Genomic DNA, 26276 nt, shown 5'->3' with positions numbered 1-26276 from the left:
CCGGACCCAGCGCCCGCGCCCGCACCGGACCCGGACCCAGCGCCGGCCCCACCACCCGCGCCGCCACCCACCGAGCCGACGCCTTAGCGGCGTGGCGCTGCTCGCGTGGTGAGAACCCGCGGTATTGCGCGTTTGGCTGCGGCATCCGTCTGGCGTACTATTGATCTTTGGTGCCTGCTCAGCTGACCCGGCACCACGAACGTGAGCCCTCCACTGGCGTGTTCCCAGGCGTTTCGTCTCGCTTCGCTCGCTCAACGACCGAAGCAAGGAACCACCCCGGAGTGGGATTCACGAACCTCTCCGTTCGAATCAAGAAAGCAGCACTACTGTGACGCGCACTTACACCCCCAAGGCTGGCGAAGCCCAGCGCGAGTGGCTGGTCATCGACGCGACTGACGTCGTGCTCGGCCGTCTCGCCTCGCACGCCGCCGTTCTCCTCCGCGGCAAGCACAAGCCGACGTTCGCCCCGCACATCGACCAGGGCGACTTCGTCATCATCATCAACGCCGAGAAGGTCGCACTGACCGGCCAGAAGCTCGAGCAGAAGAAGGCCTACCGCCACTCGGGCTACCCGGGCGGCCTCAAGTCGGTCACCTACTCGGAGCTCCTCGAGAAGAACCCCGTCCGCGCCGTGGAGAAGGCCGTCCGTGGCATGCTCCCGAAGAACTCGCTCGGCCGCGACCAGCTGGCGAAGCTCAAGGTGTACCGCGGTGCCGAGCACCCGCACGCCGCGCAGAAGCCCACCGCGTACGTTTTCGACCAGGTCGCCCAGTAAGCGCCGCAGAGACAAGGACACACTGATGGCGAACATCGAAGAAGAAACCACCAACTACTCGACCGAGACCCCGCTCGACGAGACCGTGACCCCCGTCGAGCGCCCCGTGCTCTCGGTCTCGGGTGCGGCCGTCGGTCGCCGCAAGCAGGCCATCGCCCGCGTGCGCGTCATCCCCGGCTCGGGCACCATCACCGTCAACGGCCGTGCGTTCGAGGACTACTTCCCGAACAAGCTGCACCAGCAGCTCATCACCGACCCGTTCACGGTGCTCAACCTCACCGACGCGTACGACGTCATCGTGCGCATCTCGGGCGGTGGCCCCTCGGGCCAGGCCGGCGCGCTGCGTCTCGGCATCGCCCGTGCGCTGAACGAGATCGACACCGAGAACAACCGCCCGACCCTCAAGAAGGCCGGCTTCCTCTCGCGCGACGCCCGCGTCATCGAGCGCAAGAAGGCCGGTCTCAAGAAGGCTCGCAAGGCTCCGCAGTACTCGAAGCGCTGATCGGCTTCACCTCCGTATGCCGATCTTTGGCACGGACGGGGTGAGGGGGCTGGCCAACGGCCCCCTCACCGCCGATCTCGCACTGTCCCTGGCCCAGGCGACCGCCGTCGTCCTGGGCCAGGGCCGTACTGCCGAGGCGCGTCGCGCCGCCGGCAAGCGCCTGAGCGCGGTCGTCGCGCGCGACCCCCGGGTGTCGGGCGAGTTCCTCTCGGCCGCCGTCGAGGCAGGGCTCGCATCCTCGGGCGTCGACGTCTACGACGCGGGCGTGCTGCCGACGCCCGCCGCGGCGTTCCTGATCGCCGACATCGATGCCGACTTCGGCGTCATGGTGTCGGCATCCCACAATCCCGCCGCCGACAACGGCATCAAGATCTTCGCGCGCGGCGGCGTGAAGCTGCCCGACATCGTGGAAGCACGCATCGAGCGCGCCATGGACGGGCAGAAGCTGCTGCCGACCGGTGCCGCCGTCGGCCGCATCCGCCGGTTCGCCGACGCCGAAGACCGCTACGTCGTGCATCTGCTCGGCTCGCTGCCGAATCGCCTCGACGGCCTGCACGTCGTGCTGGACTGCGCGCACGGCGCGGCATCCGGAGTCTCTCCTGAGACCTTCCGCGACGCGGGTGCCCGGGTCACCGTCATCGGCGCCGACCCCGACGGCTTCAACATCAACGACGGCGTGGGCTCGACGCACCTCGACGTGCTGTCGAAGGCGGTCGTGGCGCACGGCGCCGACGTGGGCATCGCGCACGACGGTGACGCCGACCGCTGCCTCGCGGTCGATGCGAACGGCAAGATCGTCGACGGCGACCAGATCATGGCGATCCTCGCGGTGTCGATGAAGAGCCGCGGTCGCCTCGCCGACGACACGCTCGTCGCCACCGTGATGAGCAACCTCGGCCTGCACCGCGCCATGTCGGCCCACGGCATCCGCGTCGAGACCACCGCCGTCGGCGACCGCTACGTGCTCGAGCGCATGAACGAGGGCGGCTTCGCGCTCGGCGGCGAGCAGTCGGGCCACGTCATCATGAGCGAGTACGCGACCACCGGCGACGGTGTGCTCACCGGCCTGCACCTGGTCGCCGAGATGGCCCGCACGGGCAAGACTCTCGCCGAGCTCGCCTCGATCATGACCGTGTACCCGCAGGTGCTCGTGAACGTCCGCGGGGTCGACCGCACGCGTGCGGGCTCCGACGACGTGGTCCAGGATGCCGTGGCCCGCGCCACCGCCGAGCTCGGCCTCTCGGGGCGCGTGCTGCTGCGGCCGTCGGGCACGGAGGAGATGGTGCGCGTTATGGTCGAGGCCGGGTCCGAGGACGACGCCCGCCGCCACGCGGACGCGCTCGCCGAGGTCGTGCGGGAGCGACTGGCCCTGTAACCGATCATTCGCGAAGGGTAGATTTCCGCCGCCGGTCGGCGCGGAACTCTACCCTCTCGGCATTCGTCTCGTTTCCTGGGGCTGCGCGGCGCCTGCGGTGGGCGGTCGACCCGACAGGGTGACCGTCCCGATCCGGCGACCCCGCTGACCAGGGGAAAACCCCCATGCTGCACGCGCCGTCGCGGACGTACACTGGCGTCCTCTCAGCGATGAGGACGGAGGTGAGCATGGGACTTCGGGGGAAGACCAGCGCACCGCAGGGCGGTCCGTCGCGGCCACACGACGAGCACGACGACGACCTCGAGGCGGAACGCGAGCGCGAAGCGGCGCTCGCCCGACTGTTCGGCCCGCTCCGCATGGGGGAACGGCAGCAGCCGATCGCCGTCGCCGCTGCCAGCGCCCGCATCATGGCGCATCACGGTGCCGGCGCGGCGTCGGTTCCGGCGACCGCGCCGACCGTGGGCGCGCTGATGTCGGTCTCGCCAGCCCGTGTCACCGCTGTCGCGCCGGCTCCGGCGCCGGCGCCGGCGCCCGCCGTCGCGGTGTCGCCCGACGCGCAGATCGTCCGCCCAGTGAAGCCGGCTGTGGCCGTGGCGGCGTCCGAGGCGCCCAGCGCTCGCCCGGCGCAGCCGGCTCCGGCCGTGGCGGCATCGTCCGAGACGCCGATCGCTCACCCGGCGACGTCGGCTCCGCCGCTTCCACCCCCCATTGTCGCTGCGACCCTGCCGACAGGCGCCGCCGCGGCCATTGCCGTAACCGCCGAAACCGGCGGCGATTCCCTCGCCACTGGGGGACCCGCGGCGAGCGCGCCCGGATCAGGGGACAGTCCCCGCGCGCTCGCCGCGATGGGTCCAGAGGGCCGAGCGCCCGCCCCCGTCGACCATCAGGTCCTCCCTCCGCGCACGGCAGCGCTCGCGGTCGCAGCACTCGTCGAGGCGCAGCGGCCGGCACCGCCGAACTCGGCCGAGACCGCGCCCCGGACCAGACGCCCCGCACGACGGAGTGCGGCCGCGCGCTGGGGGCTGGTGGCGGCATCCGTCATCGTCGTCGGAGCTCTCGCGACCGCCGGAACCGTCACCGTGCAGTCGGCCATGGCCCGCGACCGCCTCGCGGCCGCCGTCGCTGAGCTCGACGTGGCCGAAGCGGGCGTCGTCGCGGCGCAAGCCGACCTCGACGCGGCGATCGTCGAGGACGCCGCGCTCGGCGCTGCCGGCGACGCCGCTGTCGCCGCCACCGAACCCGTCCTCGCCCAGCTCGGAGGGATCAGCGACGACACGGCGCTTCAGGAAGCGCAGGTGGCGTTCGACGAGCTGATCGCGGAGGGCGGCGTCTCGCCCGTCGCCGGCCCGGACGCATCGGCGCGGACGGGAGCCGACACGACGGATGTCGAGGCCGTCGCCGCTGCCACGGACGACGCCGATGGATTCCGCGCCGACCTCGTCGCTGCGGCGTCCGATGTTCGCGCCGGCTCCGCGGCGCTGCAGGGCCGGATCGATGCGCTGCACGCGGCGCTCCTCGCGCTCGGCGCGACGCTGCCGACCTCTGCGGATCGGATCGCCGCCGAGAACCCGCTGCCCGGGGCCGAGCTGCGAGCCGCTGTGCTCGGCGCAGCGGCGGCAGCCGCAGCGGCACGCGAGGACGCCGGCGCCCTCGCGGCGATGGGCTCGTACGCGGGCGCGGTGGCTGCGCTGCGCGGCGAGCAGGAGCGGCTCGCCGCCGAGCAGCAGCGACTGCGCGAGCTGGAGCAGCAACGCGCGGCGCAGCGGCAGCGGTCGCAGCAGTCCCCAACCCAGACGCTGGCTCCGGCACCCGCGCCGGACCAGGGTTCTGCGCCGCAGACGCCGTCCGCCCCGTCGCCGCAGCCCGACCCACAGCCGCAGCCCGACCCACAGCCGGAGCCCGACCCGCAGCCGGAGCCGGAGCCGGAACCGGAACCGGAACCGGACCCCGGCCCGGGCAATGGCTGGCCCTGGGGGCCGTGGCCCGGGCAGGGCTGAGGCGGCGCACCCATCCGCACGCCTCGACACCGCGCAGGCGTCGCTCCCGGCCGCGCTCCTCGTCACCACTACTCTGAGGGCATCCGAGAGGAGACATCGTGGTCGAACCCATCGTCGTCGGAGTCACAGACGCGCCCGCCGCGCTGCGGGCGGTGGAATGGGCGGTGAGACGCGCGTCGGCCCATCGCCTTCCCCTCAAGCTCATCGAGGTCGTGGGCGGCGCGGTCGGCGCGATCGGCGAGGACGAGGTCCTCGAGCGCGCGGTCGCGGAAGCGCGCGAACGCGTCGAGGCCACGGCATCCGCTCTCCCTCGCCTCGGTCTGAAGGTGTACATGAGGGTCGATCGCGGCAATCCGGTCGAGGTGTTGACGGATGCCTCAGCCCACGCGTCGCTGCTGGTGCTCGGGAGCGATCACCAGGGCGGATCCGGGGGACGCCGCGGCGCGCACGGGCAGCGGATCGCCGCCGGGGCGCAGTGCCCGGTCGTGGTCGTGCCCGACGTGGACGTGTCGAAGCGCACCGGGGTGGTGGTGGGCGTCGACGGCTCACCGGCGTCGGAGAAGGCGATCGCGTTCGCGGCCGCGGAGGCGGATCGCCTGGGTGAGCCGCTGATTGCCGTCGCCGTGTGGACCCCGCTCGAGGCGCCGCGCAACATGGCGGCCGTCTACCCCGCGGAGTATCTCGAGAACATGGAGAAGCTCACCGCCGAGGCCCTCGGCCTGTCGCTCGCCGGGCTCAGCTCGCAGTACCCCGACCTCGAGATCCACCGTCGTGTCGAGCGGGGGTATCCGTCGCAGATCATCAACGACCTCGCAGCCTCGGCGCGCCTCGCGGTGGTCGGGTCGCACGGACGCGGCGCGCTGGCACGCTTCCTGCTCGGTTCTGTCAGCCAGGACGTGCTCAGCCGGCTTGCGACCGTCACCGCCGTCGTGCGCTGAACCTCGGTGCCGCGCACTCGTCGCGAGCCTGGGGCTGCGCGAGCGCAACCCCAGGGTCGGGATCCGGGATACTGGATAGCGTTATCTGCACGCGCACGCCCCGGGGAGACGAATGTCGAAGAGCGCCAAGCCTGCCACCCTCGCGGACGTCGCACGACTGGCGGGAGTGTCGGTTCCCGCGGCGTCACGGGCGCTGAACGGCGGCGTCCGCGGCAAGCAGAGCGGGTCGCCCGAACTGCGCAGCCGCGTGGAAGAGGCGGCTCGCGCCCTCGGCTACTCGGTGAGCCCGGCGGCGCAGGCGATCAAAGGCGGGCGCGCTCGCACCGTTGCGTTCATCGTCGGCGACATCGACGACTTCGGCTCGGCGACGATGATCGCCGGCATCATGCACGCGGCCGAGGAGCAGGGCGTCTCGGTGGCGGTGCGCACGACGCGTGACGACTCGGCCCGCGAGATCGACCTGCTGGCACAGCTGCGCGGCGAACGTCACCTGGCCGTCGTCATGGCGACCAGCCGGACGACGGACGCCACGCGAGAGGCCGCCGTGAAGGACCAGTTGAAGGTGCTGAGCGACCACGGTGCGCGCATCGTCGTGATCGGCGACAACGACCTGGGATTCCCGACCGTGACCGTCGACAACCGTCACGCCGCGCGACTTCTCGCGGAAGGACTCGCGGATGCCGGCAAGCGGCGCTTCGCGATGGTCTCAGGCCCGGACATCGAGGTGACCGCCCTGGAACGCGTCGGGGGATTCGCCGAGGGGCTCGCAGCGCGCGGCATCGCGGTCGAGGAGCGCGACATCGTGCACACCGAGTTCTCGCGCGACGGGGGCTACCGCGCGGTCGAGCAGCTCCGTGACCGGCTCGGGGAGCTCGATGTGATCGCGGCGATGAGTGACGCGATGGCCGTCGGCGTGATCGCGCGACTGCGTGAGTTGGGCATCTCGACGCCGGCCGACATCGAGGTGACCGGGTTCGACCACGTGCCGATGCTCGGCGATGTGCTGCCGGGATTCAGCACGGTAGAGGTTCCGCTCGAGCACTTCGGCGGCGCGGCGCTCGCGCTGGCGCTCGCGCTCGACAACGGCGTGGCTCCTGCCGAGACGATCGCGCTCAGCGCGACGCCCATCCTCCACGGAACTCCGCTCGTCCCTGCTTGAGCGGCATCCCGCCGTGGTCCTCGCGCGCCGGCGGGGGCCGGTGCGCAAGGGTGGAAAGCGCTTTACGAAACTAGGTGGCAAACGTTGTCCACTTTGAGGTACTCTCTCCGAGACGGAAACGTTCCGGCACGAATCAAGGGAGATCACATGCATGACGCGATGACGCGGGCAGGGATGCGTGCCCGTATGGGCCGCCGCTCGCCCTGGATCGCCGGCGCAGCAGGCATCGCTGTCGCGGCACTCGCGCTGACGGGCTGCAGCAGCCCGGCGGACGACAGCGACGAGGGCGGCGCGGCGACCGAGAAGACCACGATCCGCTTCCTCTACGCCACCGGCGACGAGACCTGGAACTCGGTCGTCGACAACGTGGTCGAGGCCTTCAACGACCAGAGCGACACGACGACCGTGCAGCTCGATCCGCTTCCTGCGGGAAGCGACTACGCGACAGCACTGAAGACGATGGATGCCACCGGCAACTGGCCGGCCGTCGTCGACATGCGCGACACCCTCACGTACGTCAACGCGGGCAAGCTCGCTCCGATCCCCGATTCGGTGACCGAGCTCATCCAGCCGGAGGCGTTCGGCAGCGCGGAGGACGGCAACGTCTACACCGTGCCGTACAGCGCGCTGAACGGTGAGATCGGCCTGAACGTCGTCTACAACAAGGACTACTTCGAGGAGCACGACCTCGAGGTGCCCGAGACGTACGACGACTTCCTCGACCTGCTCGCCGACATCAAGGCGAACGGCGACGCACCGCTGGCGACCGCTGCGGCGGAGGTGTGGCCGAGCGACCAGCTGTGGAAGCCGCTCGCCGCGCCGTACTTCGCGGAGTACGGCGACGAGGGCGGGTTCTGGACCGCTGCGCAGAACGGCGACGCCACCGTCGAGGACCTGCGCGAGCCGCTGCAGGAGCTGCTCGACATCACCAACGACTACGTGCTCGAAGGCTGGCAGTCCACGGCGGACGCGCAGACCACGACGCTGCTCGTGAACGACATGGCCGTCATGGCGACCTCTTCGGCCGGCATCGGGCGTCTCAACGACATCAACAAGGTCGACCCGGACTTCAATGCTGGCCTGTTCATCATCCCTGCCGAGGACGGCGCCATCAACGTGCTGAAGAACGCGGTCAACGGCGACACCGCCGGCGGCCTGGCGATCTCGGCCCAGGCAGCCGACGACGACGCCGAATACGCGTCGGCGACGGAGTTCCTGGAGTACTTCTACCAGGTGGAGACCGCCAACCTTATGGAGTCGCAGGGCTGGCTGGCGCCGAACATCGTCGCCGCGGACGAGATCGAGCGCAACACCTCGATCCCGGGCTCGAAGGACTACTTCGCGCTTCTCGAGAACCCGAACCTGGCGTGGTACGAGAACGTGTCGAACCTGGCGACCTTCAGCGCGTTCAACACCTTCTTCCGGCAGGCGCGCATCGAGATGCAGGACGGCCAGTCGTCGATCGACGACACCATCGCCAAGGTGCAGGCGGAGTTCGACAAGACGGTCGCAGCGGGCTGAGACCACACGTGACACGGTGCCCGGGCAGCCGCCCGGGCACCGTGGAACGGAGGCGAGGAGGTCTCCATGACTGATCAGAGTGCCCTGCAGGGGCAGACCGCGGTGGTCGGCGCCGCCGTCCGGCTCACCGGCGAAGGCCCGCTCGACGGCGCGCCGGAGGGCGCGGCCGACGACGTCCCGTTCGTTCCGGCCGGACCGCCGAGCGAGAGGCGCCGCATACGCCGCTTCCGGAGAGTGCGCTGGGTGATGCTCGGCTTCATCGCCCCGGCGCTGGTCGTGTACCTGCTCATGGTGATCGTGCCGTCGGTGCAGTCACTGCAGCTGAGCTTCACGAACTGGGACGGCATCAGCCCCGACTACGACTACGTCGGCGTCGCCAACTACGAGGAGATCCTCGGGAGCGGCAGGTTCTGGAACGCCGTCAAGAACACCCTCATCCTGGGTCTCGGATCCGCGGTCATCATCAACGCCATCTCGCTCGGCGTGGCCCTGATGCTCGACCACGTCGGCCGGTGGCAGGGGCTGTTCCGCACCGCCGTGTACCTTCCCTCGCTCGTCAGCGCGTTCATCCTCGCGACGATCTGGAAGTACCTGCTCAACTACAACTTCGGCGCCGTGAACGTCTTCCTGCGTGACATGGGATTGCCCGAGTGGGCGCGGGACTGGCTGGGCGACAGCTCGATCGTGGTGTGGGTCATCCTCTTCATCACGTGCTTCACCCTCGGCGGCAACACCACCCTCATCTACCTCGCCAACCTGCAGTCCGTGCCGCAGGACCTGGTCGAGGCCGCGCGGATCGACGGCGCGAACAGCCGCCAGGTCTTCCGCCACGTCACGTGGCCGATGCTCGCGGGCGCGGTCACGGTCAACATGACGCTCGCGATGATCGCGGGGTGGACCATCTTCGACCAGGTCATGGTCCTCACGTCCGGCGGGCCCGGGTTCGTCAGCGAGACCATGGCGTTCTTCATCTACAAGGTCGGCTTCGGCGAGTACCGCGCCGGCTTCGGCAGCGCGGCCGCGATCGTGCTGTTCCTCGTGGTGATCGTCAGCACCGTGGCGGCGAACGCCTACATGCGCAAGAGGGAGATCCAGGCATGAGCACCGAGACGGAACTGCTCGTCACGCCGGAGCACACGCGCCGCCGGCGCCCGCGACGCCGCAAGCGGCTGACCGCCGGCCAGGTCGTCGTGATGGTCGTCCTCGCGGTGCTGGTGCTGATCGTCGCGAGCCCCGTGCTGTACGCGCTGCTGAACTCGTTCCGGTCGTACGGCGAGATCACGATGGATCCGATGGGGCTGCCCACGCAGTTCACCCTCGACAATTACGTGCAGCTGTTCCAGGAGACGGACTACGGCGAGGCGCTCGTCAACACGCTCATCATCACGCTCGCCACGGTCGTGCTGCTGATCGCGATCGTGCCGATGGCGGCGTACGGCATCGAGCGCGTCGGGGGTCGCACCTCGCGGTTCGTCTACATCCTCTTCATCGCCGGCCTCATGATCCCGTTCCAGGTGCGCATGATCCCGCTCGTCAAGGGATTCGACGAGGTCGGCCTGTACAGCACGCTGACCAGCGTGGTGCTGGTGCATCTCGGCGGGGCGGCGAGCTTCGGCATCCTGCTCTACTGCAGCTTCATCAAGGGCATCCCGATCGAGGTCGAAGAGGCGGCCAACATGGACGGCGCGGGGCGCCTGCGCACGTTCTGGGCGATCGTCTTCCCCATGCTGCTGCCGGTGACGTCGGCGTTCGTCATCATCCAGGCGCTCGGCCTCTGGAACGACTTCTTCATCCCGCTGGTGTTCCTCGACTCGTCCTCCGCCGGCACGATCAACGTCGCGATCAACCGGATGGTGGGGCTGCTCACGTCGCAGTGGCAGCTCATCTACACCGGCGCCATCTTGGCGATCATCCCGTCGGTGGCGATCTTCGCAGCCTTCCAGCGCTACTTCATCAAGGGCATGTCTGTCGGGGCGGTGAAGGGATGAGCGCCGCGCCCACGACCTCGCAGCGCGGCGGCGTGGTGTCGCGCGTGCGCACCCTTCTCGCGCTCGACGGCCCGCTCGCGGCCACGGTGCTGACCGTCTACCGCCACTTCTTGCTGTCGGTCTCGTTCATCGGATGCCTCGTCCCCGTGCTCGCCTTCACGGCCCTGGTCGGCTGGCAGGCCACGCATCTCGCGGTGTGGCTGGGAGCGGCGGCGCTGCTGCCGCTCGTGCCGGCGACGTACGCGCTGCTGCGCGGTGCCCGCTCGCTGCTGGCAGAACGCGGCGACGCGCCCGCCGGGCGGGAGTTCTGGACGTCGTTCGCGCGCGGATGCCGCGATCTCTGGTGGGCCGCACTCGGGCTGGGCGTCGTGGTGGTGGTGCTCCAGTACGACCTGGCCCTGTTCGGCGGCGCCGACGCGGTCGTGCTGCTGGCCGCGGCCGCGGCGGCGCTCGCCGTCGTGCTGCTGATCGGGGTGTGCGTCGTCGCGGCGGCGCAGCCCGTGAATGCAGGCGTTTCGTCTGCGGGCGCTAGAGCGCCCTCCGCTCAACGACCGGGTGTCGTCGGCTTCCGGTCGTTGAGCGAGCGAGGAACGAGCGAGACGAAACGCCCCGACCGCACGATCGACGCCAGCGCGATCGACACGGTGACGGCCGCGGCCAAGGCCATCGCGCGTCGTCCGCACATCGCGCTCAGCTGGCTCCTCCTCATCGGGCTGGGCCTGGCAGCCACGGCGCTGCCGCTGATCGGCCCCGCGATCGCCCTCTTCCTGCCCGCGACGGTGGGCGCCGGCATCCATATCTGCAACGACGCGCTGCGTCTTCCGCTGAACGACGAGACGAGACAGACTCCGTGACCGAAGCCGTCCATCACCCTTCCGTCCTGATCCCGCGCGAGAGCGCACCCGCTGCACCGACACCGGTCACGAGCCGCGCGCGCGTCGGCGTGTTCGAGCTGCGGTGGGGGAACGACGCGCCGGCGTCGCTGGTCGTGCCGTCGTCGACGCACAGCGGCCGGCCCGGCGTCGGTCTCGTCGAGGTGTTCACGTCGACCGAGCAGCGCGCCCGCACCAGCCAGGCGTACTGGCGGTCGGCCGTCGGCGAGCGGCTGCGCGTCCAGGGATCGCAGGTCATCGCCGAGCCGGACGCCGTGCGCGCCGTCGTCGTGCAGAGCGACGCCGTCAGCGGGATCGAGGTGCGCACCACCGTCACGGCGCCCACGGGCACCTCGACGGCGCGCATCGAGAGCGAGATCCGCAACGCCGGACGCGAGGCCGTGGTGATCGCCGCGATCTCCTCGGCGACGATCGGGTTCGGCCGCTCGGCGCGCGATCTGGACGAGATGGTGTGGGGCTCGGCGGCGAGCGAGTGGCTCGCCGAGGTCAGGTGGAGCGAGGTTCCGCTGCGGACGCTGCTGCCTGACATCTCGCTCGCCCTCCACGCGCAGGACGCGCGCGGGCACGCCGGGCTCACGAGCCACGGTGGCTGGTCGAGCGGCGAGCACGTGCCGTGCGGCTACCTCTCTCGAGCCGACGGCGAGACGCTGGCGTGGCAGATCGAGACGAGCGCGGGATGGCGCGCGGATCTCTGCCAGGCGCGAGACGGCGGGGTGCTGTCGCTGCTCGGCCCGACCGATCTCGAGCACCAGTGGGCGCACGAGCTGCTGCCCGGAGAGGCGTTCACCGCCGTGCCGGTCGTGCTGGCGGTCGCGCCGAAGAGCCCCGGTGGTCCCGGCGGCCCCGGTGGTCCGGCCAGCCCCGGTGGTCCGGGCAGCCCAGGTGATGCGCTCGGCGAGCTCACCCGGTACCGGCGCTGGCTGCGCGGTGCGGCCGGCGCGCAGCACCTTCCGGTCGTGTACAACGACTTCATGAACACGCTGATGGGGCAGCCGACGACCGACGAGCTGCTGCCGCTGGTGCGCCGCGCGGCCGAGGCGGGCGTCGAGGTGTTCTGCATCGACGCCGGATGGTTCGCCGACCCCGCGATCGGGGACTGGTGGTCGACCGTCGGCGAATGGCGCGAGGCACCCGCACGGTTCCCCGACGGCGGGCTGCGGCGCGTCATCGACGCGATCCGCGACGCCGGCATGGCGCCCGGACTGTGGCTCGAGCCCGAGGTCGTCGGCGTCGACAGCCCCGCCGCATCACGGCTCCCCGACGAGGCGTTCTTCCAGCGGTTCGGGCAGCGCGTGCAGGAGGACCGCCGCTACCACCTGGACTTCCGGCATCCTGCCGCTCGCGCGCATCTGGACGCGACCGTCGATCACCTCGTCGAGGAGTTCGGCATCCGCTATCTGAAGCTCGACTACAACATCAACCCGGGTGCGGGGACCGAGCACCACGCCACCACGGCGGGGGATGGACTGCTCGCGCACACCCGCGCCTTCCGCGACTGGCTGGTGCGGGTGCAGGAGCGGCATCCGTCGCTGCGTCTCGAGAACTGCAGCTCGGGCGCGATGCGCGCCGACTACGCGCTGCTGGCGGTCACGCACCTGCAGTCCACGAGCGACCAGCAGGACTTCCGCCTGTATCCGCCGATCGCGGCGTCGGCGCCGGCATCCATCCTTCCCGAGCAGTGCGGCAACTGGGCCTACCCGGCCCGCGACATGAGCGCCGAAGAGACCGCGTTCACGCTCGTGACGGGGCTGAGCGGCCGGCTGTACCTGTCGGGGTTCCTCGACGAGCTGCGGCCCGACCAGCGGGCGCGCATCGCCGAGGCGGTGGCGCTGCACAAGGACCTGCGCGACTCGCTCACCACCGCCCTGCCGTTCTGGCCGCTCGGGCTTCCCGCGTGGGACGACGAGGCGCTCTGCCTGGGGCTTCGCACCGCCGACGCCGACCTGCTGTTCGTGTGGGATCGGGATGCCGCTCCCGCCGCATTCACCATCCCCGGGGTCGCGGGCGAGACCGAGGTGCTGTTCCCGGCCGATGGAGCCGGGTGGGGGCTCGACGTGGGGCCCGGCGGGCTCGAGGTGTCGACGCCCGCAGGGATCGGCGCACGCGTGCTGCGGGTGACCCGTGGCTGAGCGCGGCGCGATCGTCCCCGGACGCGTGTTCACGGACGACCGCGGCCGGACGGCGCAGCTGCACGGCATCGGCCTGCAGCGGGTCGGCGACCGGTGGCTCGCGTGGGGCGAGGACAAGGCGGCGGGCGACCGGTTCACGGCCGTCGCGTGCTACTCCTCGGAAGACCTCGCACAGTGGCGCTACGAGGGCGACGCACTGACCCAGGCTGACGGCGACATCGGCCCCGATCGCGTCGTCGAGCGTCCCAAAGTGCTGCAGCGCCCCGACGGGCGCTGGGTGATGCTGCTGCACGTCGACGGACCGGTCGAGGGGGAGGCGGGCGACTACGCGTACGCGCGCGTCGGCTTCGCGATCGCCGACCGCCCCGAGGGTCCCTACACCTACGTTCGCAGCGAGCGTCCGCTGGGCAATCTCAGCCGCGACATCGGCGTCTACCAGGAGGACGGTGTCGGGTACCTGCTCTCGGAGGACCGCGACCACGGCCTGCACATCTACCGCCTCCGCGAGGATCATCTCGGCGTCGAGGCGGTCGTGGCGACGCTCCGCCAGCAGGCGAACCCGGCGATCGGCTACGAGTCGCCCACCCTCGTGCGTCACGAGGGCCGCTACTACCTGTTCGGCTCGGATCTCACCGGCTGGAGCATGAACGACAACATGTACACCAGTGCCTCGGCGCTGGACGGCCCGTGGGATCCGTGGCGACCCGTCGCGCCGCCCGGCACCCGTACCTTCGAGTCGCAGGTGAGCGTCGTGGCGCCCGTCGGCGACGGGTACGTGTACATCGGCGACCGCTGGGATCCGTCCCGGCTGGCGGAGTCGCCGGCGGTGTGGCTCCCGCTGCGGATCCGCGATGGCGGCGTGGAGCTCGAGTGGCGCGACCGGTGGAGCATCGAGGAGCTCGGCGCATGAGGGCCGCATTGCTGATGGACCCGGCGCTCGTGCCGTTCGTGTTCGGCGACGCCGAGCGGGAGAAGCTGAGCGACATCCTCGAGATCGACACCGCGGATGCCGCCACCTCGCTCGCCGGCATCCCGGACCCGTCCGGGGTCGAGCTGCTGATCGCCGGCTGGGGTGCCAAGATCAGCCCCGGCGACCTGGACGCGTTCCCGAAGCTGCGGGCGATCGTGCACTGGAGTGGGGGCAACGGCGGGCTGGACGGCCCGGCGTCGGGCCGCGGCATCCGCATCTCCACCGCTCGCGCGGCCAATGCGATCCCGGTCGCAGAATTCACCCTCGCGATGATCACGCTCGCCGCGAAGGACGCGTTCTGGGCCTCGCGCCGCTACAGCGCCGAGCAGCGGTTCATCGACCGCGAAGCCGAGCTGCCGCGCACCGGGCTGTACGGCACGACCGTCGGGATCGTCGGGGCCTCGACCATCGGCACGCTCGTCATCGAGAAGCTTCAGCGCAGCGACGTCCGCGTCCTGCTCTACGACCCCTATGCCACCCCCGAGACCGCGGCGCGGCTCGGGGCCAAGCTCGTCCCCGACCTCGGGGCGCTCGCCGCACGGTGCGACATCCTCTCGATCCATGCACCTGAGATGCCGTCGACGATCGGCATGGTGTCGGCTGCCGTCCTGGCGGCGCTGCCGGACGGCGCCACGGTGATCAACACGGCACGAGGTGCGCTGGTCGACCAGGAGGCCCTCGTCGCCGAACTCCGGCGCGGACGGCTGCGGGCCGTGCTCGACGTCACCGAGCCGGACGTGCTCGAGCCGGGGCATCCGCTCTACACCCTGCCGAACGCGTTCCTCACGCCCCACCTCGCAGGATCGACGGGCAACGAACTGCGACGCCTGGGTGAGGTGGCGCTCGCCGAGATCGAACGCTTCGTCGCCGGCGCGCCCTTCGCGCACCCGATGCCCGTCCTGCCCTGACACCGTCGTCCCTGGAGGCGCATCGTGCCCGTGATCCACAACCCGGTCCTGCGCGGGTTCAACCCCGACCCGTCGATCCTGCGCGTCGGGCACGACTACTACCTCGCGACGAGCACGTTCGAATACCACCCGGCCGTCCGCCTGCACCGTTCGCGCGACCTCGCGCAGTGGTCCACGATCGGCCACGCACTCGACGACGGCTTCGACCTGCGCGGCATCCCCGACTCCGGCGGCGTGTGGGCGCCGAGTCTGACGCATGCCGACGGGAAGTTCTGGCTCGCGTACTCGATCGTGCGCAGCATGGACGGCGACGACAAGGACATCGACAACTACCTCGTCACCGCCGAGGCCATCACTGGTCCGTGGAGCGAGCCGGTCCACCTGGGATCGCGCGGATTCGACTTCTCGTTCTTCCACGACCCCGACGGCACCCACTGGATCGTCGGCGTGCAGTGGGACCAGCGGCCGGAGTTCCCGTCGTTCTCGGGGCTGGTGGTGGAGCAGTACCTGCCCGCCGAGCGCCGGACGAGCGGCGAGGCCGTGCGCATCTACGGTGAGAGCGGCCTCGTCGAAGGGCCCAACCTCTACCGCATCGGCGACTGGTACTACCTGCTGATCGCCGCCGGAGGCACCGGGTGGAACCACGGCATCACCATGGCGCGATCCCGCAGCCTGCTCGGACCCTACGAGCGCGACCCGCGCGAAGCGGTGCTCACGACGCGCGATGCGCCGGGGCATCCGCTCCAGAAGGCGGGGCACGGTGAACTGGTGCAGACGCCCGGCGGCGACTGGGTGCTCGCGCACCTGGCGAGTCGCCCGACCCTGCATCTGGGGGAGCGGTACAGCACGCTCGGTCGCGAGACCTGTCTGCAGCACGTCGTCTTCGACGACGACGGCTGGCTGCGGCTCGCAGACGGCGGGCATCATGCGAGCGTCGAGGTCGCAGCGCCCGGTGTGGCGGAGGGGACGGATGCCGCACCCGGCCCGCGCGGCTGGACCGACGACTTCGACACCCACGCCCTCGACTCGCGGCGCTGGTCGGCGCTGCGGGCAGCACTGCCCGGCGCGGTCGCGGATCTCGGCGCCCGGCCCGGATGGCTGCGGCTGCGGGGCGGTCACTCCGCGGCATCCGTCTTCGACCAATCCCTGATCCTGACGCGCGTCGAGGAGCACCGCGCCTCGCTCGAGGTGCTGCTGGACGCGGCGCCGCGCACGCCTCGCGAGACCGCCGGCCCGATCGCCTGGTACGACCGGTCGGGATGGATCCAGCTGCAGCTGACCTACGACGACGACAACGGCCGGCACCTGCGCGTAGTGCGCCGCGACGGCGCGACCACGACAAGGTCCGCGCCTGTCTCCGTGCCTTCGGGCCCGCTGCGGCTGCGGCTGTCGCTCGACGGTCCGGAGCTGCGGTGCGCGTGGGCCGAGCCCGATTCGGAAGAGTGGATGCCGGTCCCCGGCGTTCATCCCGCATGGACGCTGTCGGACGACCACGGGCCCCGGCTCCGCTTCACCGGGCTGTTCTTCGGCGTGCGCGCCGACGACCTCGACGGGCGCGGGTGGACGGCCGACCTCGATCGCGTCGCCGTGCGCTTCGAGCCCGACCCCGCGCGCTGATTGCCCCTTGACGTGATGCGCCGGGGACGACATCGTTAACCGGCAAACGTTATCCACCCTCCATCCGCGACCGGTGTCGATCGCGGCGACAGGAAGAGAGATCGATGAAGATCCAGCAACAACGAGCCGCGCGCCGCGCGATCGGAGCGCTGACGGTCATGGCCCTGACGGTCGCGGGCGCCCTCACGGCGCTGCAGCCCGCGGTCGCCAGCCCCGCAGCCGCCGAAGAACCGGTGGCTCCGGCATCCGTGCCCGCCATCGTCCGGACGATCAGCGAGGCCGGCTTCGCGCATCCCGGTGTCGGGTTCACCGCGGACCACCTCGAGAACATGCGTACCCAGGTGCTCGCCGGCGTGGATCCCTGGGCGAGCTACTACGAAGCCATGACCCAGACCAAGTACGCCGCGCGCACCTTCGTGCCCGAGAACGCGAAGGACGCCACCGACACTCCGAAGAACGACGCGTACGCGAGCGCCGGCATGCGCTCCAGCGCCCTCCGCGACAGTCTCGGTGCCATGGCACAGGCGCTCGAGTACGTCGTCACCGGCGACGAGCAGTACCGCGCGAACGCGCTGCACGTGCTGCGCACCTGGAGCAACCTCGACCCGGCCAAGTACGCCTACTTCGCCGACGCGCACATCCACACCGGCGTGCCGCTGTACTACATGCTGATCGCCGCCGAAGTGGTGCGGGGCACCGACACCGCGAACGACTCGCTCGACGGCTACGACCTGCGCTGGACCGACGAGGACCAGCAGCGCCTCGAGGACAACCTCGTGCGTCCTGTGCTCGACACGTTCCTCTCCTCCCAGAACCGGCTGTGGAACCAGCACCTGTACGGTGTGATCGGCATGGTGGCCGCCGCGATCTTCCTCGACGACGCCGACCTCTACGCGGAGCGCGTGGAATGGTTCACGGTCAACGCGGGCTACCAGAGCGAGCACGACCTGTACGGCGGAGACGTCAACGGCGCCCTCGCCTCGCTCTTCCGTGAGATTCCCGCCGACGCACCGGGGAACACCACCGGTGCGCCGTTCGTCCAGCACATGGAGATGCTGCGCGACCAGGCCCACGGCCAGGGGGACGTCGACATCTTCGTCGCCCTCGCGCGCCTCGTCGACAACCAGGGCACGACTCTCGACCCCGTCGCCGGCACCGTCTCGTCGGCGCCCGACGCCGTGTCACCCTACCGGTTCCTCGACAACCGCATCCTCGCCGGTGCCGACACCTTCGGCGCGTTCATGATGGGCGAAGAGGTGCCGTACATCCCCGCGACCGAGGGGGGCGCGATCTCGCAGGCCTACCGCGGCCGGCTGCAGGATCCGATGAGCGAGGCGTACCTGCAGTATCGCTATGTCGCCGGTGTCGACGTCGAGGCCGTGGCGCCCCACGTCGCCGAGCTCTACGCGCACCGTGACGGACCGCTGTACTACTACGGCTCCGCCGTCCAGAACTTCTGGAACGACCGCGGCTCGGACTACACCGCTGCCGAGTACTGGGTGGCGTACCCGCCCGAGCTCGCCGACGTCCCCGGCGCGGCCGCGCCGCTCGCCGACGGCCCCGAGCTCTCGACGGGGAGCTTCGGCACGTCGCTCGGCGGAGGAGCACAGCGCGACACGGACGAGGACGGCACCTCTTTCATCCGCCTCGACGCCGCGGCGGACGACGCGCAGCTCGCCGTGCGGCGTGCGGTGTGGTCCGACAGGACGAAGACCTCCCTGGTCGGCGTCAGGGTCCGCAGCGACGGGGTCGCACGGCTCCAGGTCGCGCGCACTTCCCAGGAGCAGCAGTACGAAGAGATCGTGGTGCCCGATACCGACGGCCAGTGGCGCTATGTCTGGCTCGACGTGAACGCCGACAAGGCGCCCGGCGCCGTCGGCGACAACATCGTGTTCCTGAAGGCCACAGGATCGGACGCCGTGGTCGACGTCGCGGGCGTGCTGGCCCAGGCGAACGGCGTGCTCACCCCACCCGTGTTCGCCGACGCCCCCGCCGTGGACGTCATGGCCGTCGCTGGCGAGGCGTGGACGCGGGCCTTCCCGACCACGGATACCGGCGGTGGCGAGGGGCAGCTGGAGCTGCAGAACGCGCCCGCGGGCGCGGACCTTGCCGGTGGCACCGTCAGCTGGACGCCGTCGCAGAGCGGCAGGGCCGACATGATCGTCACCGCGTCCGATGGCACCACCGTGACGGCGCTTCCCGTCGCGGTCACCGTCGCCCCGAACCGCGCGTCGGCGATCGGCAAGCTCCTCGAGCGCATCGAGGGCGGCGCGGAGCTGTACACGACGGCGACGTGGCAGCCGGTGGAGGATCTCCAGTCACAAGCGCAGCGGGCCCGCAAGACCGCGAGCCCGGCCGAGTTCGCCGATCTGCTGGATCGGCTGGGCGATGCGATCGCGCAGCTGCAGCTGCTCAACCCGCGGCTGACGGACGGCTCGCTCGACTACACCGGGATCGTGACCGCTCCGGCGCTCAGCTCCTCGCAGCTCCGGGCGCTCGCAGACGGCGACAACCAGACGTCGTGGGGCGATCAGCGTGTGACCGGCATCGCGTTCGACTTCGGGCCGGGCTTCCGCGTCTCCGCCGAGGCATTCGGAATCCAGGCGCGCGACACGTTCCCCAACCGGGCTGAGGGCACCAATGTGTACGGCTCCGACGACGGCGCGACCTGGACGCTCCTCACCCAGCACCCGAATGCGGGACAGGATGCCGCGGTGGAGTGGATCCCGGTGCGCGACGAGGTCCGCGACCAGCGGTTCCGGTTCCTCAAGTTCCAGGTCGACGAGCCGGGGGTGCCGTCGGATCCGGCGTACCCGGGCATCTGGAGCATCGCCGACATCCGCATCGACGGGGTGCGCAGCGAGGCGACCGGTGCCATGGACACGGTCACGATGTCGTCGCCGGACGGCGTGGCCGGTCGGGTGGTGGCGGGCGACCGCGTCGACCTGCGGATGACAGGCCCGGCGGGCAACACCGCGGTGGAGGTGACGCTGCTCGGCGAACCGGCACAGGTCACGTCTCCCGCCCCCGGCGAGTGGGTGGCCTCCGCGGCCGTGCCTGCTGCGGCCGAGGCCGGCGCCGCGGTCACCTTCGCGATCGCGTTCACGACGCCGGACGGCCGGACGGCCGACCCCGTCGCCGCGACCACCGACGGCTCGAAGCTGTTCCTGTCCACCGACGAGGGACTGCTCGACGACGCGTTCCGCGGCGCGACCGTGCTGCGTCCAGACGGCGTCGTCGATGCCGCGTGGACCCAGTACGCGGCGAAGATGTTCGACGGCGATGCGGCGACGCACTCCGACACGCGCCTGAACGCGGGAACCTACGGCAACGTGTGGGACTTCGGCACCGACTCCCGCGTGACGCTCACGGGCGCCGAACTGCTCGTGCGGCAGGACGGGTACGGAACGTCCCGCATCGCGGATATGCGCCTCGAGGGCTCGAACGACCTCCAGACGTGGACCCGGCTGACTCCGGGCGTTCCCGCGAAGACGCTCGAATGGCAGCGGTGGCCGGTGCAGGGACAGGCCGAGTACCGCTACATCCGCATCGCGAACGGTCAGATCCTCGGCGTCGCCGAGCTCCGGCTGTTCGGCAGCGTGGTGCCGTTCTCCGGCTGACATCGGCGGCGAGGGGGCGGTCCAGGACCGGCCTCCTCGCCGCCCGGACGTCGGCCGCGGCATCCGTCGGCATGACTTCTCCGCTCCGGCCGGCCGGTGGTCGGCCGGTGCGGAAATCCACCCTCTCGGCGTTCCTCTCGGCGCGCGCACCCGCACCCATAGGCTGAATGCATGCCGACAGCTGCGACTCCCGGGAGTGGACGCGCGCGGGTCAGCGACGTCGCCGCAGCAGCCGGCGTCTCGCCGACGACCGTCTCGCACGCGCTGAGCGGCGCGCGGGCCGTCAATGCCGAGACCCGCGAACGGATCCTGGCGGTCGCACGCGAGCTGGGGTACGTCCCCGACCGGGTCGCGAGCGGACTGCGTCGGCGCCGCACCGGCGTCGTGGGGCTGATCGGTGATGACCTGGCCGCCACGCCGTTCGCGGGGCGCATCATCGAGGGCGCACGACGCGCCGGCCTCGAGCGGGATGTGCTGCTCATGGTGGCCGAGAGCGGCGGTGACGCGGAAGTGGAACGCGACCTCGTCGCCCGCTTCCTCGCGCAGCGCGTCGACGGGCTCCTGATCGCGCGCATGTACCACCAGCGCGTCGATCGACCAGCGGTACCGGACGAGGTGCCGGTCGTTCTCGTCGACGCCGCGCCGGAGCCGGGCTGGGAGGTCGACGCGGTGGTGCCCGATGAGGCGCAGATCGCCACCTTGGCGTGTGAGCGGCTCATGAGGGAGGGGCACCGCGAGGTCGCGTACATCGGCACGATCGACGAGTCCCGCGCGGCCCGAGGACGCCTGATCGGCGTGCGCTCCGCCCTGGGCGACGCGGGCATCGCTCTGGGCGACGGCCGACTCGAGTTCTGCTCCTCGGATGCGGCGGGCGGACGCGAGGCGGGCGGCCGGCTGCTCGATCAGCCGGCGCCGCCGACGGCCGTCATCTGCTTCAACGACCAGATCGCGATGGGGGTGATGCAGGCGGCGGCGCGGCGCGGCATCTCCGTTCCTGCCGGACTCTCGGTCGTCGGCATCGACGACCTGCATCCGGTCGCCGATGCCCTCGACCCGGGCCTCACCACGATCGCGCTGCCGCACGACGGCATGGGCCGCTGGGGGATGACGCGCCTGCTCGACCGGATCGACGGCACGGCGCCGCCCCTCGGCGAAGGCCTTCACCTGGTGCGCGGATGGCTCGTCGAGCGCGAATCGGTCGCCCCGCCGCCTGCCCGCCCGTCCCGCTAACCGCGTTCGAGTGCGCGTGCGACCGGTGCGACCCGCAGCGGCGTGAGGCTCGCGTCGGACACGACAACCTCACCCCGGGCGCCCTCGAGCAGCAGCCCACGCTCGCCCGCGGTCCCGAAGGTCGCCATGGTGAGCGCGGCCTCGCCCCTGCCCGCGAACACTTCGATCGAGGCGGCGTCGACGACGATGTCGAGCTCGATCCGCCCGTCCGTCGGCTCGACGCGTGCCGTCCGCACCTGCCGGTACGCGTCGGGCATGCTCCCCGCGACCGCGTCGGCGTCCCGCGTCACGAAGGCGACCTGCCCATCGAAGTCGTAGCCGACGGTTGCGAAGCTCCCGTCCCCGGTCTGGACCTTGACGCGCAGCTCGCCCGCTTCGCCCGAGGCATCGAGCCGCACCCGGTAGGCCCCGGATGCCGGCACCTCCAGCTCCACGGCGCTCTCGGCGGCGAGCCGCACGTCGTCGATGGGCTGCGGCTCGCCCTCGAGGGCATCGAGCTCGGATGCGGGCGTCGAGCGCAAGGTGGCTCGCCCTCGTTCGGAGCCGAGCGTGATCGTGCGGACGATCGAGTCGGATCCGCCCTGCCACCCCTCGGTCGGGAACCGGCCCGCGTACGCCCAGTTGTTCATCCACCCGATGCTGTAGCGCGTCGCGAGTCGCTCCTCCTCCCCGAGCCGCGGGTCGTCCCACGTGACCGCCGCGTAGTAGTCGGGTCCGTGATCGAGCCACTGGTGGCCGGTGCCGTCGGCGACGAAGCGCTCGCCGTCCCACTCGCCGACCCAGTAGGCGGTGCCGGTGGTCATGCCCTCAGCGGCGCCGTTGGCGCCTGCGACGAGCACCCATCGCACGTCGTCGGGATCCCCGTCCACCGACATGGGGAACAGGTCGGGGCACTCGAGCACTCCGAGCCCGGTGGTGGCGAAGTCCGACGTGTAGGTCCATTCGCGCAGGTTCGGCGATGTGTAGAAGCCGATCCGGTCGTGCTCGGCGAGCGCCATCACCCAGTGCCCGGCCGACTCGTCCCAGAACACGCGGGGATCGCGCCAGTCGGCGACGCCGGGGTTGTCCATCACCGGGTTGCCGTCGTAGGACTCGAAGCTGTACCCGTCGTCGCGCGAGAAGAACAGCGACTGCCGCTGCACGCCGTCCACCTGCTGCGTGACCAGGGCGACGACCGCGCCGGCGCCGAAGCCGGCGGTGCCCTTCTCGTCGACGACGGCCGTGCCGGTCCAGATGTCGCCGAGGCCGTTGGCGTACTTCTCGATCGCGACCCCTTCGTCCTTCCAGTGCACGAGGTCGGTCGAAGTCGCGTGGTACCAGGCCGTGCCGTTCCCGTCGGGATAGTCGGCGTTGTAGAGGTAGTAGTAGTGCCACACGCCGTCGAGGAGGAACGGCTTCTGGGGGTCGTTCATCCAGTTCTCGCCGGGCGTGATGTGGATCCCCGGCCGATGCGGCGACCAGTCCGCCGGTCGCTCGGACCCACCGGTCGACGGCGCGGTCGGCGAGGGAGCTGTCTGCGCGTCCTGCTCCCGGGGAAGGCCGATGGCCAGCACAGCGACCACTGCCACGGCCAGCACCGCGAGCGCGGCGGCGACGGCGATCACGAGGGAGCGTCGGCGGCGGGGCGTGTAGGGGATGTCGCCTTCGGGCATGACGGATCCTTCCGTTGTGGATCGGGCGGGGATGCGGCGGGCGGATGCCCCGGCACGAGGCCGTGCCGAGGCATCCATCGTTCTGCTGTTCCGGTCAGCGCAGCGTCTTCTCGTTGCCGCCGGGGTTGATGTTGATGTTCGCCGGGATGTCGGCGTAGCCGCCGAGCCCGCCGTTGCCGTACGAGTAGTCGACCGCCGACGAGGCGCCGTCGATGTCGATCTTCACCGTCGGGGCGAGAGTGCCGCCGCGGCGGAAGTCGCCCTCCGTGCCGATCGTGTCGATGAACGACTGCACCAGTCCACCGGGCATCACGTAGTGCGAGTACGCCTGGAAGTGCCCGATCGGCTGGTTGAAGTCCGGGGCGAAGGGCTGTCCGCCCGCGAAGTTCAGGTTCGTCGGGTTGCCGAGAGCGAGGCCCGAGCCGGCGTTCATCGGCTCGTAGTCGCTGCGGATGCCGTCGCCGACGAAGCCGTAGACGCCCTCAGGACCGTCGATGCCGTTCGCGAACGTGCCGCGGTGGCTGATGGTGAAGAGGTAGTACTTGCCGTCCTTCATGTAGATCTGCGGACGCTCGGTCTGATCCGTGACGCAGTTCGCCGACAGGATGGGCGGCAGGAACTCCCACTCGGTGAGCTCCTCGTTCTTCGCCTTCGCCAGACCGACGTTGCCGATCTGGTACGTGGCGCCCGAGGCGTTCACCTGCTCGACCGTCTCTGCGAAGGGATCTCCCTCGCGGTAGCCGAGGTCCTCCTCGTTGCAGGTCGCGCTCTCGCGCGGCATGGCGGAGTTGCCTTCGAAGACCATGAAGGTCTCACCGGGGTGGGCCGGGTCCTCGAACGTGAACGGGTCGCGGAAGTTGAAGAACTCGTTCTGCGCGCCGGTCTGGTAGTACGTGCCGTCGGCCTGCAGCAGGTCGGTGACCTCGTCGAATCCAGTCAGCTTCACGCCGTTCTTGTTGGCGTGCACCTTGCCGACGCTCAGCGCGATGCGCGGGTCGTAGGGCTTGCGGTTGCTGCCGTCCTCGTTGCGGTAGAACGCGACGTCCGTGAAGAACAGCTTGATCTCGCCGCCCTTCGAGATGCGCGCCGAACCCGACCACTGGGTCTGGTGGCTGTACGACTGGTCGGGGAAGATCTGACCGGTCACGCCCTCGTCGAAGACGAGGCCGCCGTAGGTCCAGCCGCCGTTCTCGGGCCGCTGGTCGGCGGGGACGCCGGCGGGGCGGTAGAAGTAGCCGATCTTCGCGAACACATGCCGCTCGTCGAACACGAGGTTGCGGTCGGCCACGAGCGAGAAGATGATCTCCTGGCCGTTGACGCTGTACTGGTTCGCGTCCTCATCGGTCAGCGGCCACGAGTCCCAGACCCAGACCTCCTCGTTGCTCATGTCGGGGAAGTCCTGCGGGACGGCAGGCATCGTGAGCTCGGTGGGCATCGAGTTCTGCTTCGAGCCCGCGGTCGGGTCGGACAGGCGCTTGAGCTGCCGCGCGTCCGCGCGGGTCCACTTGGCGGTGAAGTCGTCTTCGGGGGCATACGCCTCCTGGGTGTGGACGGTCGGCTCGGGTCCGTCCTGCAGGTCGGGCAGAGCCGCTGCGGTGGTCGGGCCGACGGCGGCAGCGGCGGGCAGGCCGACCAGTGCCGATACCGCGACGGCGGCGGCGGTGATGCCGCCGGTCAGGATGCGCCTGACGCGCTTCGGGGGAGTGTTCATTTCTGGAGCTCCTTCGAGATCAGATGATGCAAATCGATTTGCACCGATCTCCATAGTGACACGGACAAGCGGATCGCGCATGTCGGCCGTTCGGGGGACAGGGAGCTTCGGAGACATGGTGCTTGACGTGACGCCGATCGTCGGTTCATAATCGACCCGTTCGATAAATCGATTTATCACACCGGAGTGAGCAAACATGGCAAGGGCACGGATCTCAGACGTCGCGGCGGCAGCCGGCGTCTCGGTGACGACGGTGTCGCTCGTCATGAACGACGTGGAGTCTCGCATCTCGGACGAGACACGGCAGCGGGTGCGCGAGGCCGCCCGCACGGTCGGCTACGCACCCAGCTCTGTCGCGCGAGGTCTGCGCACCCAGCAGACGCGCACGGTGGGCCTCATCTCCGACCAGATCGCGACGACGCCCTTCGCCGGTCGCATGCTCGCCGGCGCGCAGGATGCCGCCCGCGAAAACGGACACCTCGTCTACCTGCTCGACACCGGCGGCGACGAGACCATCGAGCGCGAGGCGATCCGCGCGCTCACGGCGCAGCAGGTCGATGCGATGATCTATGCCTGCATGTGGCACCGGGTGGTCGACGTCCCACAGGGTCTCCCCGCGCAGACCGTGTTCCTCGACTGCCGGCCGGAGGCGGGCGGCCATCGCAGCGTCGTCCCCGACGACCGCGCCGGCGGGGCGGCCGCGGTGCGCGAACTCGTCGCGGCCGGGCACCGTCGCATCGCCTACATCGACACCGATGAAACGCCGATCGCCTCGACCCTGCGTCATGAGGGCTACGTCGAGGTGCTCGCCGAAGCCGGCATCCCGGTCGATGCAACCCTCCACGTCCGGGCCGAGACGTCCGCGCTGGGCGGTCGCGCCGCGGCGGACCTCCTGCTCGACCTGCCCGACGAGCGACGCCCCACCGCCGTCTTCTGCTTCAACGACCGCATGGCAGCCGGCGTGTACATCGCCGCCCACCGCCGCGGCCTCGACATTCCGCGTGACCTCTCGGTCGTCGGCTACGACGACCAGCAGCTCATCGCCGCGGAACAGGATCCCCCCCTCACCACCGTCGCCCTGCCCCATTACGCCATGGGGCGCTGGGCGATGGAGGTCGCGCTCGGCGTCCGCGCAGAGGGGGATGAGGACGCCACGCACCTCATGGAGTGTCCCGTCATCCGACGAGACTCCGTAGGCCCGCCGCCGGCGCAAGTCGCCAAACCGAACCGGCGACGGGCTTCACACACCGAGAGGCCGCCGGAGGCGGCCACCGATCGGTGACCCACGCGG

At 70.7% G+C, this 26276-nt stretch carries 19 protein-coding genes; 17 read left to right on the top strand and 2 right to left on the bottom strand.

Annotated features, from left to right (window positions below; all coding sequences use genetic code 11):
* The first annotated feature begins 328 nt into the window (after positions 1-328).
* From rplM to B1729_RS07545, 16 genes are all read left to right on the top strand, one after another.
* Positions 329-775, top strand: coding sequence for a 50S ribosomal protein L13 (gene rplM / locus B1729_RS07620; RefSeq protein ID WP_163617015.1), 447 nt, complete (start codon positions 329-331; stop codon positions 773-775).
* A gap of 25 nt (positions 776-800) precedes the next feature.
* A complete protein-coding gene (rpsI, locus tag B1729_RS07615; RefSeq protein ID WP_163617016.1) occupies positions 801-1277 on the top strand; it encodes a 30S ribosomal protein S9 in 477 nt (158 codons plus the stop codon).
* Between the two features lie 16 nt (positions 1278-1293).
* Positions 1294-2652 (top strand): phosphoglucosamine mutase, encoded by a 1359-nt coding sequence (gene glmM / locus B1729_RS07610; RefSeq protein WP_163617017.1) that lies wholly within the window; start codon positions 1294-1296, stop codon positions 2650-2652.
* A 227-nt stretch (positions 2653-2879) separates the two neighbouring features.
* A complete protein-coding gene (locus B1729_RS07605; RefSeq protein ID WP_163631765.1) occupies positions 2880-4649 on the top strand; it encodes a hypothetical protein in 1770 nt (589 codons plus the stop codon).
* A 98-nt stretch (positions 4650-4747) separates the two neighbouring features.
* A complete protein-coding gene (locus B1729_RS07600) occupies positions 4748-5587 on the top strand; it encodes a universal stress protein (protein ID WP_163631762.1) in 840 nt (279 codons plus the stop codon).
* A gap of 112 nt (positions 5588-5699) precedes the next feature.
* The gene (locus tag B1729_RS07595; RefSeq protein WP_163631759.1) at positions 5700-6746 is read left to right on the top strand and encodes a LacI family DNA-binding transcriptional regulator; all 1047 of its coding nucleotides are present in this window, start codon (positions 5700-5702) and stop codon (positions 6744-6746) included.
* A gap of 147 nt (positions 6747-6893) precedes the next feature.
* Entirely contained in the window at positions 6894-8267 is a 1374-nt protein-coding gene (locus B1729_RS07590) for an ABC transporter substrate-binding protein (RefSeq protein WP_239525706.1), read from the top strand.
* A 66-nt stretch (positions 8268-8333) separates the two neighbouring features.
* Positions 8334-9368 (top strand): sugar ABC transporter permease, encoded by a 1035-nt coding sequence (locus B1729_RS07585; RefSeq protein ID WP_163617021.1) that lies wholly within the window; start codon positions 8334-8336, stop codon positions 9366-9368.
* On the top strand, positions 9365-10255 hold the full coding sequence (locus B1729_RS07580) for a carbohydrate ABC transporter permease (RefSeq protein WP_239525707.1): 891 nt from the start codon (positions 9365-9367) through the stop codon (positions 10253-10255). The genes B1729_RS07585 and B1729_RS07580 overlap by 4 nt, the downstream gene beginning before the upstream one ends.
* Positions 10252-11109, top strand: coding sequence for a hypothetical protein (locus B1729_RS07575; RefSeq protein WP_163631756.1), 858 nt, complete (start codon positions 10252-10254; stop codon positions 11107-11109). Before B1729_RS07580 ends, B1729_RS07575 begins: the two co-directional genes overlap by 4 nt.
* Positions 11106-13277, top strand: a complete 2172-nt coding sequence (locus B1729_RS07570) for a glycoside hydrolase family 36 protein (RefSeq protein WP_239539510.1) — start codon at positions 11106-11108, stop codon at positions 13275-13277. Before B1729_RS07575 ends, B1729_RS07570 begins: the two co-directional genes overlap by 4 nt.
* The gene (locus B1729_RS07565; RefSeq protein ID WP_239539498.1) at positions 13270-14187 is read left to right on the top strand and encodes a family 43 glycosylhydrolase; all 918 of its coding nucleotides are present in this window, start codon (positions 13270-13272) and stop codon (positions 14185-14187) included. Before B1729_RS07570 ends, B1729_RS07565 begins: the two co-directional genes overlap by 8 nt.
* Positions 14184-15155, top strand: a complete 972-nt coding sequence (locus B1729_RS07560; RefSeq protein ID WP_163631753.1) for a hydroxyacid dehydrogenase — start codon at positions 14184-14186, stop codon at positions 15153-15155. The genes B1729_RS07565 and B1729_RS07560 overlap by 4 nt, the downstream gene beginning before the upstream one ends.
* A gap of 24 nt (positions 15156-15179) precedes the next feature.
* Positions 15180-16772, top strand: coding sequence for a family 43 glycosylhydrolase (locus tag B1729_RS07555; protein ID WP_239539496.1), 1593 nt, complete (start codon positions 15180-15182; stop codon positions 16770-16772).
* Positions 16773-16876: 104 nt separating this feature from the next.
* A complete protein-coding gene (locus tag B1729_RS07550) occupies positions 16877-20392 on the top strand; it encodes an alginate lyase family protein (protein WP_163631750.1) in 3516 nt (1171 codons plus the stop codon).
* Positions 20393-20563: 171 nt separating this feature from the next.
* Entirely contained in the window at positions 20564-21622 is a 1059-nt protein-coding gene (locus tag B1729_RS07545; RefSeq protein ID WP_163631748.1) for a LacI family DNA-binding transcriptional regulator, read from the top strand.
* On the opposite strand, the gene B1729_RS07540 is transcribed toward B1729_RS07545, so the two are convergent.
* Both B1729_RS07540 and B1729_RS07535 read right to left on the bottom strand, forming a co-directional pair.
* Complete coding sequence (locus tag B1729_RS07540) at positions 21619-23274, bottom strand: glycoside hydrolase family 32 protein (RefSeq protein WP_163631745.1); 1656 nt, start codon at positions 23272-23274, stop codon at positions 21619-21621. The genes B1729_RS07545 and B1729_RS07540 overlap by 4 nt on opposite strands.
* A 94-nt stretch (positions 23275-23368) precedes the next feature.
* A complete protein-coding gene (locus tag B1729_RS07535) occupies positions 23369-24985 on the bottom strand; it encodes a glycoside hydrolase family 68 protein (protein WP_163631743.1) in 1617 nt (538 codons plus the stop codon).
* 196 nt (positions 24986-25181) lie between these two features.
* Between B1729_RS07535 and B1729_RS07530 the strand changes: the two genes are divergently transcribed.
* Entirely contained in the window at positions 25182-26267 is a 1086-nt protein-coding gene (locus tag B1729_RS07530; RefSeq protein WP_163631740.1) for a LacI family DNA-binding transcriptional regulator, read from the top strand.
* Positions 26268-26276 lie beyond the last annotated feature (9 nt).

The organism is Microbacterium sp. B35-04 (assembly GCF_010634885.1).
GTDB lineage: Bacteria > Actinomycetota > Actinomycetes > Actinomycetales > Microbacteriaceae > Microbacterium.
The sequence above is the reverse complement of the archived record's forward strand: the minus strand, read 5'-3'. Positions and strand labels throughout refer to the sequence as shown.

Coding starts and splice junctions, on each gene's coding strand:
- B1729_RS07605 (WP_163631765.1), top strand. CDS start 2,880: ATGGGACTTCGGGGGAAGACCAGCGCACCGCAGGGCGGTCCGTCGCGG.
- rpsI (WP_163617016.1), top strand. CDS start 801: ATGGCGAACATCGAAGAAGAAACCACCAACTACTCGACCGAGACCCCG.
- B1729_RS07590 (WP_239525706.1), top strand. CDS start 6,894: ATGCATGACGCGATGACGCGGGCAGGGATGCGTGCCCGTATGGGCCGC.
- B1729_RS07535 (WP_163631743.1), bottom strand. CDS start 24,985: ATGAACACTCCCCCGAAGCGCGTCAGGCGCATCCTGACCGGCGGCATC.
- B1729_RS07595 (WP_163631759.1), top strand. CDS start 5,700: ATGTCGAAGAGCGCCAAGCCTGCCACCCTCGCGGACGTCGCACGACTG.
- glmM (WP_163617017.1), top strand. CDS start 1,294: ATGCCGATCTTTGGCACGGACGGGGTGAGGGGGCTGGCCAACGGCCCC.
- B1729_RS07560 (WP_163631753.1), top strand. CDS start 14,184: ATGAGGGCCGCATTGCTGATGGACCCGGCGCTCGTGCCGTTCGTGTTC.
- B1729_RS07545 (WP_163631748.1), top strand. CDS start 20,564: ATGCCGACAGCTGCGACTCCCGGGAGTGGACGCGCGCGGGTCAGCGAC.
- B1729_RS07580 (WP_239525707.1), top strand. CDS start 9,365: ATGAGCACCGAGACGGAACTGCTCGTCACGCCGGAGCACACGCGCCGC.
- B1729_RS07530 (WP_163631740.1), top strand. CDS start 25,182: ATGGCAAGGGCACGGATCTCAGACGTCGCGGCGGCAGCCGGCGTCTCG.
- B1729_RS07585 (WP_163617021.1), top strand. CDS start 8,334: ATGACTGATCAGAGTGCCCTGCAGGGGCAGACCGCGGTGGTCGGCGCC.
- B1729_RS07575 (WP_163631756.1), top strand. CDS start 10,252: ATGAGCGCCGCGCCCACGACCTCGCAGCGCGGCGGCGTGGTGTCGCGC.
- B1729_RS07550 (WP_163631750.1), top strand. CDS start 16,877: ATGAAGATCCAGCAACAACGAGCCGCGCGCCGCGCGATCGGAGCGCTG.
- B1729_RS07540 (WP_163631745.1), bottom strand. CDS start 23,274: ATGCCCGAAGGCGACATCCCCTACACGCCCCGCCGCCGACGCTCCCTC.